The organism is Microbispora sp. CSR-4 (assembly GCF_008033685.1).
Lineage (GTDB): Bacteria > Actinomycetota > Actinomycetes > Streptosporangiales > Streptosporangiaceae > Microbispora.
In genome coordinates this window covers 35,630-51,001 of record NZ_VJVX01000021.1, presented here as the reverse complement: position 1 = coordinate 51,001, position 15,372 = coordinate 35,630, and the positions used below count along the sequence as shown (strand labels likewise).

Annotated in this window: 3 protein-coding genes; 1 reads left to right on the top strand and 2 read right to left on the bottom strand. The window is 74.9% G+C overall.

Annotated elements, in window-relative coordinates:
* Window positions 1-62 precede the first annotated feature (62 nt).
* Window positions 63-1,211, top strand: coding sequence for a LuxR family transcriptional regulator (locus FLV34_RS17320; RefSeq protein WP_205830423.1), 1,149 nt, complete (start codon window positions 63-65; stop codon window positions 1,209-1,211).
* A gap of 2 nt (window positions 1,212-1,213) precedes the next feature.
* Here the strand turns inward: FLV34_RS17320 and FLV34_RS42505 are convergent, their stop codons facing one another.
* The gene (locus FLV34_RS42505) at window positions 1,214-13,411 is read right to left on the bottom strand and encodes a type I polyketide synthase (protein ID WP_187280655.1); all 12,198 of its coding nucleotides are present in this window, start codon (window positions 13,409-13,411) and stop codon (window positions 1,214-1,216) included.
* Complete coding sequence (locus FLV34_RS17310) at window positions 13,408-15,195, bottom strand: condensation domain-containing protein (protein WP_187280654.1); 1,788 nt, start codon at window positions 15,193-15,195, stop codon at window positions 13,408-13,410. The genes FLV34_RS42505 and FLV34_RS17310 overlap by 4 nt, the downstream gene beginning before the upstream one ends.
* Window positions 15,196-15,372 lie beyond the last annotated feature (177 nt).

The following is a 15,372-nucleotide window of genomic DNA, read 5'->3' as shown; positions in this document are numbered from 1 at the left end:
GCCAAAGCAGATGGCAACCGGAGCCGCGGAGACGGGTCGGCGGGCCAGCCTTAATATGACGGGTGTCCGGCAGGCTGCCGCGGCCTTCTGTGCCGGATAACTGCCATGTGACGCGGTACAGCGATCTGCCGGCGGTGTACGAGGGAAATGGCATGTGGATTCGCAGGCATTGCCGTAATAGCGTGTTGCAGGGTTTCGGTTTGGACGCGACCAGCGAATCGGTTTACCTCACCATCCTGGCCGAGCCCGACAGCACGGTCGCCGACCTGGCGCTGCGGCTGGACCTGGACGAGGATGACGTCCGGGCCGCGCTGGACTGTCTGCGACGGCTCTCGCTGTTGCGGCCGTCGCGGGATAGCCCGGGGGCGTTGTGCCCGGTGAGCCCGGAAATCGCCTTGGAAGCCCTCGTCAAACACCAAGAGGCCGAGCTGGTCCGGCAGCAGAACCAGATCGCGGAGAGCCGGGCGGCGATCGCCGTGCTGGCGGCCGAGTATGCGATCACGCGGCACGCGTCCGGCGACGTCCTCGAACGCCTCGCGGACATCGACGCGGTCCGTGAGCGGTCGGTGCAACTGGCGCGTGACGCGCGCCACGAGTTCCTGTCCCTGATGCCGATCGGCGCGCAGTCCGCCGAGGGCATGACGGCGAGCCGGTCGGCGGACACGCAGATGCTGGAACGCGGAGTGGACGTGCGCACCCTCTGCCTCGACACGATCGATCGGGATCCGGCCACGTCGGGGTACGCTCACCGGCTCATCCGGCTCGGCGCCCGGGTGCGCACCGTTCCGGTGCTGCCCATCCGGATGATCATCGTGGACCGGGAGGTGGCGATGGTCCCGGTCGACTCGGAGCGCACCGCGCTGGGCGCGGTCCTGGTCCGCGGCGCGGGCATCGTCGTGGCGATGCGCACGCTGTTCGACCTGCTGTGGGAACGCGGCCGGGACTTCGGCGCGCCCCGGGCGCGCGACCGCCACGGCCTCACCGGCCAGGAGCGCGAACTGCTGAGGTTCCTGTACGAGGGGCACACCGACGAGGTGGTCGCGCGCAAACTCGGGATCTCCATCAGGACGTGCCGCCGGATCACGGCCGACCTGATGAACCGGCTGGGCGCCCGCAGCCGGTTCCAGGCCGGGGCACAGGCGGCGGAACGCGGCTGGTTCCACTACCCCGTGCCCGAAACCGACGTGTGCCTGGACGCGCCGTTGTCGTGACGTCACGCGTCCACCGGCCGGCGCTCCCCGGGCAGCCGGTCGCGCAGGTGATCGACCAGAGCCGCAGGTGTCGGATGGTCGAACGCGACGTTCGCCGGCAGGGCCAGCCCGCTGGCGGACGCCAGGCGGTTGCGCAATTCCACGATCATGAGCGAGTCGAGGCCGAGCTCGAACAGGGTGGCGTCCGGCTCGATCGCTTCGGCGGAATGGCCGCTGACCTCGGCGACGTGCCCGACGACCAGGTCGAGGAGGAACGCGTCGCGTTCGTCCGGCGACAGGCCGGACGGCATCGGCGAGGCCGCGGCGTCCCGCGTGGCCTCCCCTCCGGCGCGTGCCGCCGCGAGGTCCAGATCGGCCGGCATGAGCAGCGGCTCGGCCACCGTGAGGGCGTCGTCGAACAGGCCCAGCCCGTCTTCGGCCGGCATCGGCCTGATCCCGGCGCGCCGCATCCGTTCGAGATCGGCCTGCCCGAGGCCGCCGCCCATGCCGTCGGCGTCCCACAGCCCCCACGCGAGTGACGTCGCGGGCAGCCCGAGGGAGCGGCGGTGGTGGGCGAGGGCGTCGAGAAAACCGTTGGCCGCCGCGTAGTTCGCCTGACCCGCGGTGCCGAGCACGCCCGCCACGGAGGAGAACAGCACGAAGGCGTCCAGGTCGAGTGTGCGGGTGAGCTCGTGGAGATGCCACGCGCCGTCGGCCTTCGGCCGCATGACGGCGTCGACCTGCTCCGAGGAGAGCGCGGTGACCACGGCGTCGTCGAGCACGCCGGCGGCGTGGACGACCGCGGTGAGCGGGTGATCCTCCGGGACCGCGGCGAGCAGGGCCTCCACGGCGGCGCGGTCGGCGACGTCGCAGGCGACGACCCTGACCTCGGCGCCGTGGGCGGCCAGTTCGGCGACGAGCGCGCCGGCACCCTTCGCGGCGTCACCCCGGCGGCTCGCCAGGATCAGGTGGCGCACGCCGTGCTCGGTGACGAGGTGCCGGGCGAACAGCGCGCCAAGGCCGCCGGTGCCCCCGGAGACGAGCACGGTGCCGCCCGGATCGAGGTGCCGGCCGGTCCGGCCCGTGATGAGCGACACCTGTGCCGGCTCCGGCAGGTGGAGGATTCCGTTGCGTACGGCGACCTGCGGCGCACCGGTGGCCACCGCCTCCGCGATCGCGTCCTCCGACTCGGGCGCCCCGTCGACGTCGACGAGCGTGAACCGGCCCGGATGCTCGGCCTGGGCCGAGCGGATCAGGCCCCAGGACGCGGCGTTGGCGAGGTCCTCGACCGGGTCGGTGGGGAGGGCGGCGACCGCGTGCCGCGTGACGAAGACCAGCCGGACGCCGGCGACGGTGTCGTCGGAGAGCCACCGCTGGGCGATTTCCAGCGTGCGGCGGGTGGCGCGGCGGGCGGCGGCGGGCGTCATGTCGTCCGGCGGCAGCGGTACGACCACGCCGGCCGGCGGCTCCGCCTGCGCCGCGATCGCCGCCCGCGCGGCGGACGGGTCGCCACCGGGCACCGTGACGACAGGGCGCGATCGGCCGCGCGGCGGCTCGGCGGCCTGCCAGGCGATGCGGTGCAACGCCGCTCGGCGGCCGGACGAGCTTCCGAGCTGCTTCGGCGAGACGGGCAGCATGACCAGCGACTCGACGACGACCGCCGGGCGGCCGGTCTCGTCCCACGCGGTGATCGACACCGCGCCCGGGCCGGCGGGCGAGACGCGCACCAGCAGCTCGCGCGCGCCGTTCCCGGATATGGCGACCCCGTTCCAGATGAATGGGATGCGCGGCCTCGGGGTGCCGTCTCCGCCGTCGGTGATCAGGTCGATGAGCGGCTCCGGCGCGCCGTCGAGGCCCAGCCCGTGCATCACCGCGTCCAGGAGGGCCGGATGCAGGTCGAACAGGCCGGAGCGAAGGCGCGGGTCCTCCGGCAGCCGGAGCTCCGCGTAGAGATCGTCGCCGTGCCGGAAGGCGGCGCGCAGGTTCTGGAACACCGGACCCCAGCCGTAGTGGCCGCGGGCGTTGAACCGCTGGTAGAAGTCGCCGACCTCGATCGGGATCGCGCCGTCGGGGACGCCGCCCCGACCCGTCGCCGCGTCCTTGGCGCGCCGTGCCGGGACGCCGGAGGTCCGGGCAGGCCCGAGGACGCCGGTGGCCAGTTGCGACCAGGGACGCCCGCGTGAGGCGGTCGCGCTTCTGCACCGCAGGGAGAACTCCCGCCGCCCGGCCGGGTCGGCGGGCCCGGTCCGCAGCTGGAGCTCGATCCTGCCGTCCGGCGGGACGATCAGCGGTGCCTTGTGGGTCAGCTCGACGACCTCGGCGCAGCCGGTCTGCCGGGCCGCCCACGCGGCGAGCTCCAGGAACGTCACACCCGGCACGACGACGTGACCATGCACCTCGTGGTCCGCGAGCCACGGCTGCGTACGCGCCGAGATGCCGCCGGTGAACAGCATGCCGCCGTCGTCGAGTTCGATGGCCTGGCCGGCCAGGGGGTGGCGCTCGGCCGCCGGCGGTTCGTCGCCGGCGCGGCCGCGGCCGGAGGCCGGCAGCCAGAACCGGCGATCGTCGAAGGCATACGTGGGGAGGTCGACGGGCGTGCCCGTCCCGCTGGGAAGGAGGTTCCGCCACTCGACGGCCTGGCCCTGGCAGTACGCCTCCGCCAGCGCGGCGGTCAGGCCCCGCACCGCGTCGTGTGCGGGGCCGAGCACCATGACATGGCCGGTCCCGGCCTCGGTGAGCAGCCGGACGCCGTCGGAGGGCGTGGTCGCCTCCCCGCGGATCCAGTGCTCGGAGAGGGCCAGGTCTCCGGCGGTGACGAGCCGGCCGGTCGAGGGGGAGACCATCGATATGGCGGGCTCGCCGAACCGGATGCCGTCCACGACCGCGCGGAACTCGCGGAGCGCCGCCTCCTCGCCGGGCCATCGGCTGAGCCGGCCGAGGGCGGTGACCAGAGCCGCGGCGTCGGAAAGGGACAGGGCTCCGGCGACGTACGCGGCGGCGGGCGCGCCGCACCCGATGCCGAGCACGCACTCGGGCACCGGTCCGAGGTGGCCGAGCAGCCGGGTGAGCGCGACGTCGAACGCGAACCGCGCGGCGTACGCGTGGGCGGAGCGGCCGTCCTTGAGCGTGTCCGGGGCGTCGCGTAGCACGTCGCGCAGGGGCTCGTCCAGATGGACGTCCAGCGCGGCGCAGGCGGCGTCGAACTCGGCGGCGAACACGGGGAACGCGTCGTGCAGGTCGAGCGCGGCACCGGTCTCCCCGGCGCTCTCGCCGGAGTAGAGGAAGCCCGTCGGCGCCGTCTTCGCGACCCCGCGCACGACGCCGGGATGCTCCTCGCCGGCGGCGAGACGGTCGAGCGCCTCGACGCGCTCCGTGTGGGTCCGGCCGCTGACGGCGGCGCGGTGCTCGAACGCGTGCCGGGTGGTGACGAGCGCGTGGGCGATGTCATCGGGGGACAGCTCCGGGTGACGCCGGGCGAAGTCCCGGAGCCGGGCGGCCTGCGCCCGCAACGCCGTCTCGGACCGCGCCGAGACGAGCCACGGCACAGGAATCGGGACCGGGACCGGCATCGGCGCCGGTTCGCCGGGTCGAGTCCCGGACGCGTGCTCGGACGTCCCTTCCTGCGGAGCCTGCTCGATGACGACGTGGGCGTTGGTGCCGCTGATGCCGAACGACGACACCGCGCCGCGGCGCGGCCGGCCCGTGCCGGGCCAGGCGGTCGGCTCGGTCACCAGGCGGAGCGCCCCCGAGGACCAGTCGACGTGCGGGGTGGGCCGGTCGATGTGCAGGGTCTTCGGCACCGTGCCGTGCCGCATCGCCATGACCAGCTTGATGACGCCGGCCATTCCGGCCGCCGCCTGCGTGTGCCCGATGTTGGACTTCACCGATCCCAGCAGCAGCGGCGTCCGCGCGTCCCGGCCCCGGCCGTACGCGGCGAGCAGCGCCCCGGCCTCGATGGGGTCGCCGAGCGTGGTGCCGGTGCCGTGCGCCTCCACGACGTCCACCTCGGCCGGTTCGAGCCCGGCGGCGGCGAGCGCCTGCCCGATCACCTGTTCCTGCGCCGGCCCGTTGGGCGCGGTCAGCCCGTTGCTCGCGCCGTCCTGGTTGACGGCGCTGCCGCGGATGAGGCCGACGATCCGGTGGCCGTTGCGGGTGGCGTCGGACAGCCGTTCGAGCAGGAGCACCGCGGCCCCCTCACCCCACGCCGTCCCGTCGGCGGCGGCGGCGAACGGCTTGCACCGGCCGTCGGCGGCCAGCCCGCGCTGCCTGCTGAACTCGGTGAAGACCATGGGGGTGGCCATCACGGTGGCCGCGCCGGCCAGCGCCATGCCGCACTCCCCGGAACGGAGGGCCCGGACGGCGAGGTGCAGGGCGACCAGGGACGACGAACACGCGGTGTCCACCGTCAGCGCCGGTCCGCGCAGGCCGAGGGTGTAGGCGATGCGGCCGGAGTTCACGCTCGCCGCCGTACCGGTCAGCAGGTGGCCGGCGACGTCCTCGGGAACGTGCCCGCCGTCGCCGCCGTACTGGTGTGACGAGGCTCCGACGAAGACGCCGGTGTCGCTGTCGCGCAGGGTGGCGGGGTCGATCCCGGCGCGCTCCAGGGCCTCCCAGGCGAGCGTGAGCAGCAGCCGCTGCTGCGGGTCCATCGCGAGGGCCTCGCGCGGGCTGATGTCGAAGAAGGCGGGATCGAACTCCCCGGCGTCGTGGAGGAAGCCGCCGAGGTTCGTGTACGACGTGCCGGGCCGTGCGCTCTCCGGGTCGTACAGGCCGTCGAGGTCCCATCCGCGGTCGGCGGGAAACTCCGACACCGCGTCGGCGCCGACCATGAGCAGGTCCCACAGGTCCTCCGGGGAGCGCACGCCGCCCGGATAGCGGCAGGACATGGCGACGATCGCGATGGGGTCCTCGGACACGGGCGGCGCGGCGCCGGCCGGGCCCGTGACGGGGGCGCGCTCGCCGGTGAGCTCGGCGTACAGGTGATCGGCGACCGCGGCCGGCGTCGGGTGGTCGTACGCGAGCGTGGGGGGAAGCGCCAAGCCTGTGGCGGCGGTGAGCCGTTCCGGCAGCTCGACGGTCATCAGCGAGTCGAACCCGAGGTCGCGGAACGGCCGGTTCGGGTCGGTCTCGTCGGCGGAGTCGCCGCAGATCGCCGCCGTGTGGCCCAGCACCACCTGCAGGATCCGCGGGCGCCGTCTGGCGGCGGGCAGGGCCGCGAGCTCCTCTCGCAGCCCCGGGCCGGGCGTCCGGTCCGGCGCGTCCGCCGGAGCGCGCGGCGTCTCCCTGCTTTGGGCCTCCCGCGCCGCCGCGAGGTCGTCCAGCAGCGGACGGGTGCGCCCTGCGGTGAACGGCGGCACGAACCGCTCCCAGGCGATGTCGGCGACGGTCAGGCAGGTCTCGTCGTCGTCGAGGGCGGCCTGGAGGGCGGCGATCGCCTTCTCAGGCGGCATCGCCTCGATGCCGTGCCGTGCGAGGTGCCGGGCGAACGCGGGGTCTTCACCCATTCCCGGGCCCTCCCACAGTCCCCAGGCGAGCGAGGTCGCGGAGCGGCCCAGCGCGCGGCGCCGCTCGGCCAGGGCGTCGAGGAAGACGTTGGCCGCCGCGTACGCGGCCTGGCCGGTGGTGGCCCACAGGCCGGTGCCGGCGATCGAGGAGAACAGCACGAAGGCGTCGAGCGCGGTCGCGCCGAGCAGGTCGTCCAGGTTGGCGGCACCGGCCGCCTTGGAGCAGGCCGCCGCAAGCTCGTCCGCCGTGAGCTCCGCGATCGGGACGCGCCGACCGACTCCCGCCGTGTGGAACACCGATGTGATGGGGCCGTGTCCGGCGTTGACGGTGGCGATCAGATCGGCCAGCGCGGCGCGGTCGGCCACGTCGCAGGAGGCGATGGTGACGGCGGCGCCGTGCCCGGTGAGCTCCTTTTCGAGTGCCTCGGCGCCGGGCGCGGACCGGCCCCGGCGACTGACCAGCACCAGGTGTTCGGCGCCCGCGGCGGCCAGCCATCGGGCGACGTGCGTGCCAAGACCGCCGGTGCCGCCGGTGATCAGGACGGTCCCGCGGGGACGCCAGGGCTCGGCCGCGGACGTGGGCCGCGGCGCGGTCGCCAGGCGGCGTCCGAACAGCCCGGCGGGGCGTATCGCGATCTCCTCTTCGTGCCCCGGTGCGGTCAGCGCCGTACGCACCAGATGCGCGCACCGGGTGTCGGCCGGGAGGTCGACCAGGCCGCCCCACATCCGCGGGTGTTCCAGGGCGACGGATCGGCCGAGCGCCCAGATCTGCGCCTGGGCGGGATTCTCCACCGGATCCGTGGGGCCGGTGCCGACCGCCCCGCGCGTGAGCATCCACAGCGGGACGCCGAGCGCGGCGACGGCCAGGGCCCGCACCAGCGTCAGCGACGCGGACAGGCCGCGGGAGATCTCCGGGTGACGCGGGTCCGGGCGGTCGTCGAGCGCCAGCAGCGACAGCACCCCGCCCGGCGCGGCGCCGCCGCCGAGCGCGGCGCGCAGCCGCGACGCGAGCGCCTCCGGGCCGGTCTCGCCGCCGTCGTCGGCGATCACGCGGACGTCCGCGCCTCCGTCGCCGAGGACGCTCGCACACGCGGTCACCCACTCGTGGCCGGTGTACCCGGCCGGAACCACCACGAGCCAGGTGCCGCGCGGAGCGGGAGCCACCGTCATGGGGATCGGCCGCCAGACGATGCGGTAGCGCGACCCGTCGCGGACGGCCGGGGACGGTTGCGATCCGGACGTGGCGGTCAGCCAGAACCGCCGGTGCTGGAAGGGGTAGGTCGGCAGGTCAACGCAGGCGTCCGGCCGCCCGGGCCGTCCGGGCCGTCCGGGCCGTCCGGGCCGTCCGGGCCGTCCTGGGCGGCCCGGGGGCAGGGTGACGCCGGCGGTGCGGGCGCGCGCCCAGCCGAGGGCCCGGTCGGCGGTCTCGGCCTCGGGGCGCCCGCGCTGCAGGACGGACATGAACTCCGGCGCCGCGCCGGGCTCGGCGGCGGGGCCGGGCTCGGCCGCCGGGGCGGCGAGAGTGACCCGCGCGAGCGGGGCGAGCACGGCGTCGGGGCTCAGCTCCAGATAAGAGGTGACGCCCTGTTCGGCGAGCCGGCGGACGCCGTCGAGGAAACGCACCGCCTGGCGCGCGTGCCGGGCCCAGTAGGCGGGCGAGCGCAGCTCCTCCGGGGTGGCGATCCGGCCGGTGAGGTTGGAGACGACGGGGATGGCGGGCGGCCGGAAGGCCAGGCCGGACGCGACCGCGATGAGGTCGTCGAGCATGCCGTCCATGTGCGGCGAGTGGAAGGCGTGGCTGACGTCCAGCCGCCGGGTCGCCCAGCCCAGCTCCGCGCAGCGCCGGGCGACGGCGAGCACGGCGTCGGTGTCGCCGGAGACGACGACCGAGGCCGGGCCGTTGACGGCCGCGACGCCGACCCTGTCCTCCTGGCCGGCGAGCAGCCCGAGCACGGCGTCCTCCGAGGCCCGGATCGACACCATCGCGCCGCCCTGCGGCAGCTCCTGCATCAGCCGCCCGCGCGTGGCCACCAGCGTGGCGGCGTCGGCCAGGGAGAGCACGCCCGCGACGTGAGCGGCGGCGAGCTCGCCGATCGAGTGGCCGATGAGATAGTCCGGGGTGATGCCGTGCTCCCGGGCCATCGCGTACAGCGCGGTCTCCAGGGCGAACAGCGCGGGTTGGGTGTAGCGGGTCTGGCCGAGCAGCTCCGCGCCGGCCGATCCGGCGGGCGCCCACATGACGTCGCGCAGCGGCAGGTCCAGATGCGCGTCCAGGTGTGCGCACGCCTCGTCGAGCGCGGCCGCGAAGACCGCGGACGCCTCATAGAGCTCACGGCCCATGCCGGGCCGCTGGCTGCCCTGCCCGGCGAACAGGAAGGCGGTCTTGCCTGCCGGGCCGGCGGCGCGGAGCACGCCGGGAGCGGTCTCACCGGCGGCGAGCGCGCCGAGGCCGGCCAGCAGGCCCGATCGGCCGGCCGCCGTGATCACGGCACGGTGCTCGAAGACGGTGCGGCCCGACGCGAGGGCGTGCGCGACGGCGTCGGTGTCGAGCCCGGGGCGGGCGGCCACGTAGTCCCTGAGCTGCTGCGCCTGCGCCCGGAGGGCCGGCTCGGTCTTGGCCGAGACCAGCCAGGCCGCGGGCGGGCCGTCGTCCGCGTGCGCGGTTTCCGGGGCGGCCGGGGCGGCCGGGGCCTGCTCGACGATGAGGTGCGCGTTGGTGCCGCTGATGCCGAAGGACGAGACCGCCGCGCGGCGGGGGCGGCCGGTGTCCGGCCAGGCGGCCGGCTCGGTCAGGAGCCGGACGGCGCCGGAGGACCAGTCCACACGGGGGGTGGGCTTGTCGACGTGCAGGGTCATGGGCAGGAGCCCCGCGCGCATGGCCATGACCATCTTGATGACTCCGGCGGCGCCCGCGGCGGCCTGGGAGTGCGCGATGTTGGACTTCACCGAGCCGAGCAGCAGCGGCCGGTCGGCCCGCCGGCCCTGGCCGTAGGTGGCCAGCAGGGCCTCGGCCTCGATCGGGTCGCCGAGCGAGGTGCCGGTGCCGTGCGCCTCGACGGCGTCCACGTCCGCGGGTCCGAGCCCGGCGGCGGCCAGGGCCGCGCGGATCACCCGCCGCTGGGCGGGGCCGCTGGGCGCGGTCAGCCCGTTGCTGGCGCCGTCCTGGTTGACGGCGCTGCCGCGGATCAGCGCCAGGACCGGATGGCCGTTCCGCCGCGCGTCCGACAGCCGTTCGAGCACCAGCAGCGCCGCGCCCTCGCCCCAGCTCGTGCCGTCCGCCGCGGCGGCGAACGGTTTGCACCGGCCGTCGGCCGCGAGCCCGCGTTGCCGTCCGAACTCGGTGTACATCGTGGGAGAGGCCATGACGGTCACGCCGCCGGCCAGGGCCAGGCCGGTTTCGCCCAGCCGCAGCGCCTGGCAGGCCATGTGCACCGCGACCAGCGACGACGAGCAGGCCGTGTCGACGGTCACCGCCGGGCCGCCGAGGCCGAGCGTGTAGGCGATGCGGCCGGAGATGACGCTGCCGGTGCCACCGGTCATGAGGTAGCCCTTGAGCTCGTCGGGCCCCTCGTGCCCGCGCGGGCCGTACTCCTGCGGGATGGCGCCCACGTAGACGCCGGTGTCGCTGCCCGCGAGCGTCCCGGCGGGGATCCCGGCCCGTTCCAGGGCCTCCCAGGTGACTTCGAGCATCAGCCGTTGCTGCGGGTCCATCGCCAGCGCCTCGCGCGGCGAGATGCCGAAGAAAGCGGCGTCGAAGCCGGCCGCGTCCGCCAGGAATCCGCCCACGGCGGGGATCCGCCAGCCACGGTCGGCGGGTACGCCGGAGACGGCGCAGACGCCGGACTCCACCAGACGCCACAGATCCTCGGGGGAGCGTACGCCGCCGGGGAACCGGCAGGCCATCGCCACTATGGCGATCGGCTCGCCGGCCTCGGCCTCGGCCTTGGCCGCGGTGGTGGTGGCCGCGGTGGTGGTGGTCGCGGTGGTCGTCGTAGTCGTCGGAGCCGCCGCGCCCGGCGTCGTCTCGGCCAGGCGCCCCGCCAGATGTTCGCCGATCGCCATCGGCGTGGGATGGTCGAAGATCAGCGTCTCCGGCAGGCGCAGCCCGGTCGCGGTGCTCAGGCGGTGGCTCAGCTCGACGCCGGTGACGGAGTCGAGGCCGAGGTCGCCGAAGGCGCGCCGCACGTCGACGGCCTCCGGCGCCGAGTGCCCGAGGACGTCGGCGACCTGCGCGCGGACGAGCCCGATCGCCGCCTCGCGCCGTTGCGCCTCCGGCAGGCCGGACATCACGTGCCTCCACCCGTCGGCGTCGTCGGCCCGGGTCGGCGACGTGACGGCGGCGGCCGGCGCGATCCAGTGCGACGTGCGCTGGAAGGCGTAGGTCGGCAGGTCGACCAGGGCCGTCTCGTCTCCGAAGACGGCGGACCAGTCGACGTCCGCCCCGTGCACGTGGGCCAGGGCGATCGAACGCAGCACACCGGCGCGGTCGGGCCCGGCGGCGAGAACCGTGCCGGCCTCCCTGCCGGCCTCCCTGCCGTCGTCCTCGCGGGACGCGTCGAGCGCGGCCTGTATCGCGCCGCTCAGCAGGGGGTGCGCCGCGGCCTCGATGAAGACCCGGTGCCCCTCGCGGACCAGGGCGCCGATCAGAGCGCTGAGCCCATCGGGGGCGTCCTCGGATGCGGAGCCGACGTCGGCCCGGTCGAGCCGGCCGGCCGTACGCGTCGAGTAGCAGGGGATGCCGCCTGGCAGGCCCGGGGAGAGCGCGCCCGGTCCGCGCCCCGCGCCCCCGGCGATCAGCTCGGCGCCCTCGCCGAGGCTCAGCAGACCGGCCGCGCAGGCGGCCGCGATCTCTCCGTCGCGGTGGCCGACGACCGCGTCGGGGCGGACGCCGGACGACCGCAGCGTCGCGGCGAACGCCACCGCGACGGCCCACGACAGGGACCGGGCGACCTCCGGCGTCTCGGCGGGGGGCGCTCCGGGCGCGTTCCGCACCACGTCGCGCGGCGACCAGCCGGTGAACCGCGCGAGCGCCTCGGCGCACTCGTCCAGGTGGCGGCGGAACGTCCGCCCGAGGGGCGTGGCCGCGTCCATCAGACCGCCCGGGGCGGTGAGCCGGTCGAGGACGTCGCCGGATGACGTCCCGGAGAACACGAGGACCAGCTTGGCCTCCTCACCGGCGTCCCCCCGGATGAGATTCCCGGCCGGCGCGCCCTGCGCCGCCGCCGCGAGGCCCGTCAGGAACTCCGCGGGATCGGTGCCCAGGATGACGGCGCGCTCCCGCAGCGGCGCCCGGGTCATGGCGAGCGAGCGCGCCACGTCCGCCGGTGCGAGCCGCGGGTCCGCCTCGGCGAACTTCCGGAGCCGTCCGGCCTGGGCACGCAGGGCCTGCCCGGTCGCCGCCGACAGCACCCACGGGAGAAGCAGGCCGTCGGCGGCGGCGCGCGCCACCGGACGGCGCGGCGGAGCCTCGCCCAGCACGACGTGGCAGTTGGCGCCGCCCATGCCGAACGCGGAGACGCCCGCCACCAGCGGACGGTCGGGCTTCGGCCAGGGGGACAGCGTGGTCTGGACCCGCAGGCCCAGCCGCTCCAGCGGGATCGCGGGATTCGGCGTGACGAAGTTGAGGCTCGGTGGGAGCTCCCGGTGTGCGAGGCTGAGGGCCACCTTGAGCAACCCCACGATTCCCGCGGCGCCTTCCAGATGCCCCACGTTGGTCTTGACGGATCCGACGGCCAGCCGGTCGCCGTCCGGCCGCCCCGTCCCCAGGACCGCGCCGAGCGCGGCCGCCTCGATCGGATCGCCGACCCGCGTGCCGGTGCCGTGCAGCTCGACGTACTGGACCTCGTGCCGGCCGACGCCCGCGCGGCGCGTCGCCAGGTCGATCACCCGCTCCTGTGCCTCGCGGTTCGGGACGGTCAGCGCGCCGGCGCTCCCGTCGTGGTTCACGGCGCTGCCGAGGATCACGCAGTGCACGCGGTCGCCGTCGGCCTCGGCGAGGCGCAGCGGCTTGAGGACGACGGCCGCGGCGCCCTCGCCGCGGACGTACCCGTTGGCGCGGGAGTCGAAGGTGAAGCAGCGTCCGTCGGGCGACAGCGCGCCGAACCGCTCCGCGCCGACCGTGCTCTCGGGCACGATGGTCAGGTTGACCCCGCCGACGATCGCCAGCTCCGCCTCCCCGCCGCGCAGGCTCTCGCAGGCGAGGTGGACGGCCAGCAGCGACGAGCACTGGCCGCTGTCCACGGCGAAGCTCGGGCCGCGCAGGCCGAGGTGGTGGGAGATCCGGTTGGCGATGAGGCCGCGGTTGGAGCCGGTCAGGGTGTGGTGGCTGATCCCGGACGGCCCGTCGCGGTGGAGCACCGTGTCGTAGTCGGCGGACATCGTGCCGACGAACACGCCGACCGGGTGATCCTTGATCGAGGTCGGCGCGATCCGAGCGTTCTCCAGGGACTCCCAGGCGAGCTCCAGCATGAGCCGGTGCTGCGGGTCCATGGCGGCGGCCTCGACCGGCGGGATCCCGAAGAACTCGGCGTCGAACTCGTCGATCCCTTCGAGGAACCCGCCTCGCCGGTGTTCCGGTGCGGCCTCCGGCCGGCCGGGAGGCGGATCGGTGATCGCGTCCGTGCCCGACCGCAGCAGCCGCCAGAACGCGTCCGGGTCGGGTGCCTGGGGGAGCCTGCAGGCCAGGCCGATCACGGCGATCGGTTCGACGTGGCTCACCGCTGCTCCTTCCGGCCGTCGCCTTCGGCGAGGACGGGTCTGCGGCGCCAGGCCGCCGGGTCGTCCGGATCCTCGGGAGGCCCGGCACAGATCACGTACCGGCCGGGAGCCATCGCGGTGTATCGGCCCGTCAGCATGCTCATGCAGGCCTCGTGAGCCTCCCGGGGGGTACGTACGGGGCCGCCGGCGGTGACGTAGGCGGTCAGGACGGTGCGGCCGTGGTCGTCCGGGGCGGCGAACACCCGGGCCGGCACCCGGACGGCGTCGTCGACCAGTCGCTGCACCTCCGGCAGCTCGATCCAGCAGCCGTCCACCCGCTGCCACTCCGGGCCGCGGACGACCGGTGTCAGGCCGGTGATCTCGGTCATGCGGCGGAGATCCACATCTCCGGTGGCCGCCTCGGCCAGCAGCCGGTCGATCCCGAGCAGCAGCGACTCGATCTCGGCCGCGGGCACCAGATCGGCGTGACCGGTGGTGAGGCCGAGCAGCGGCTCGCCGTCGGAGTCGATGACCCGCAGCAGGAGCAGCACCCGGAAGTACGGCGGCACATGCCAGCGGAGGGTGGTCCGGTCGAGCGCGGCCTGCGCCTCCTCCGGCGGCCCGGCCGGCCGGACCTCGCTCTCGAAGAGGTTGATGTTGCAGGCGCAGTCCCGCTGGAACAGCACGCCGCGGCGATCGCCTATCTCGGCCTGCAGATTCTGGAGCAGTTTGACGTCGTACAGCCCGTGCATTGCCGCCCGGAGCGTCCCGCTGCCGGCCCGCCGGATCAGCTGGTCGAAGCTGGTGGTGTCGGCATCGACCGCGAGCAGAGTGTCCTGCGCCAGGGTGCCGACGTAGTCGTGCAGGTCGCGGCCGATCCGGTTGTTCGCCAGCGAGGCGAACACCAGGTCGGTGTTGCCGGTGCGCCAGGCGAGCACCGCGCAGAACGCGGCCGAGAGCACCATGGGGAGGGTGGTCTGGGTGCGCGCCGCGACGTGCGGCAGCGCGAGCCGCAGCGCGGGCGAGTCGAGCCAGCAGCCGAGCGGGGCGCCCTCGCCGGAGGCGGAGCCCGGCACCGCGTAGGCGTGGCGCACGTCGCGTTCGGCGCCGCCGGCCGGCCGGGGCATCGCGTACACGCTCTGCGGCATCCGCGACATGTGCTGCCCCCAGTATCGGAGCGACGCCTCGGCGCGGCGCCGGCCGCGCGGGGAGTGCTCGACGGCCGCCTGGTCGACCGGCTGGTGCGTACGCGGCCCGGCGCGGCGCTCGGCGGGATGGCGGATCATGTGGTCGAACTGCCGCACGACCACGGCCAGGCTCTCGCAGTCGACCGCCAGGTGGTTGCACGCGATGAGGACCAGCCGGATGGCGCCGTCGTGCACGGCGACCGCCGCGCGGAGCATCGGGTTCCCCATCTCGTCCACGGGCCTGGCCTGGAGCGCCGCGATGAGATCGGTGACCTCCTCCGGGTCGACGGGCGACCCGGCGTCGGCCTTGGTCTCGTACACGTCGACGGCCACCCGGCCCGATCCCGACACGCGCTGGCGTGCCGAATCGCCGGTGACGCAGGACGTCCGCAGCGACTCGTGGCGCTCGACCAGGGCCGCGAGCGTCTCGGCCACGTCGTCGAGCGTGGTCCCGTCCGGCACCGTGACGGCCCACTCCATCATCCGGTAGAGCCCGGCTCGCGTGTCGTCGCCGAGCCATTCGAGGGTGTTGATCTGCCCGAGCGTCAACGGCCCCTCCACCGCGCGTTCTCCGGCGTATTCAACAAGCATGCGCTCGGTGAAAGTCAGGTCACCCATGCCGCCTCCTGAGAACTCAGCACCCGGGCGTTTTACGAATTTGATGCGGAGAGTAATTTTCCGGCGGACCGGCGGCATATTGGGGAAACCCCTATATCTCCCGTCCCGCCGTCCGGCGGGCAAGGGTAGGGAAAACCCCAATATTGCTCCGGGGGTGGTCGGGCCTAGCCTGTGCAT

Coding starts and splice junctions, on each gene's coding strand:
- FLV34_RS17310 (WP_187280654.1), bottom strand. CDS start 15,195: ATGGGTGACCTGACTTTCACCGAGCGCATGCTTGTTGAATACGCCGGA.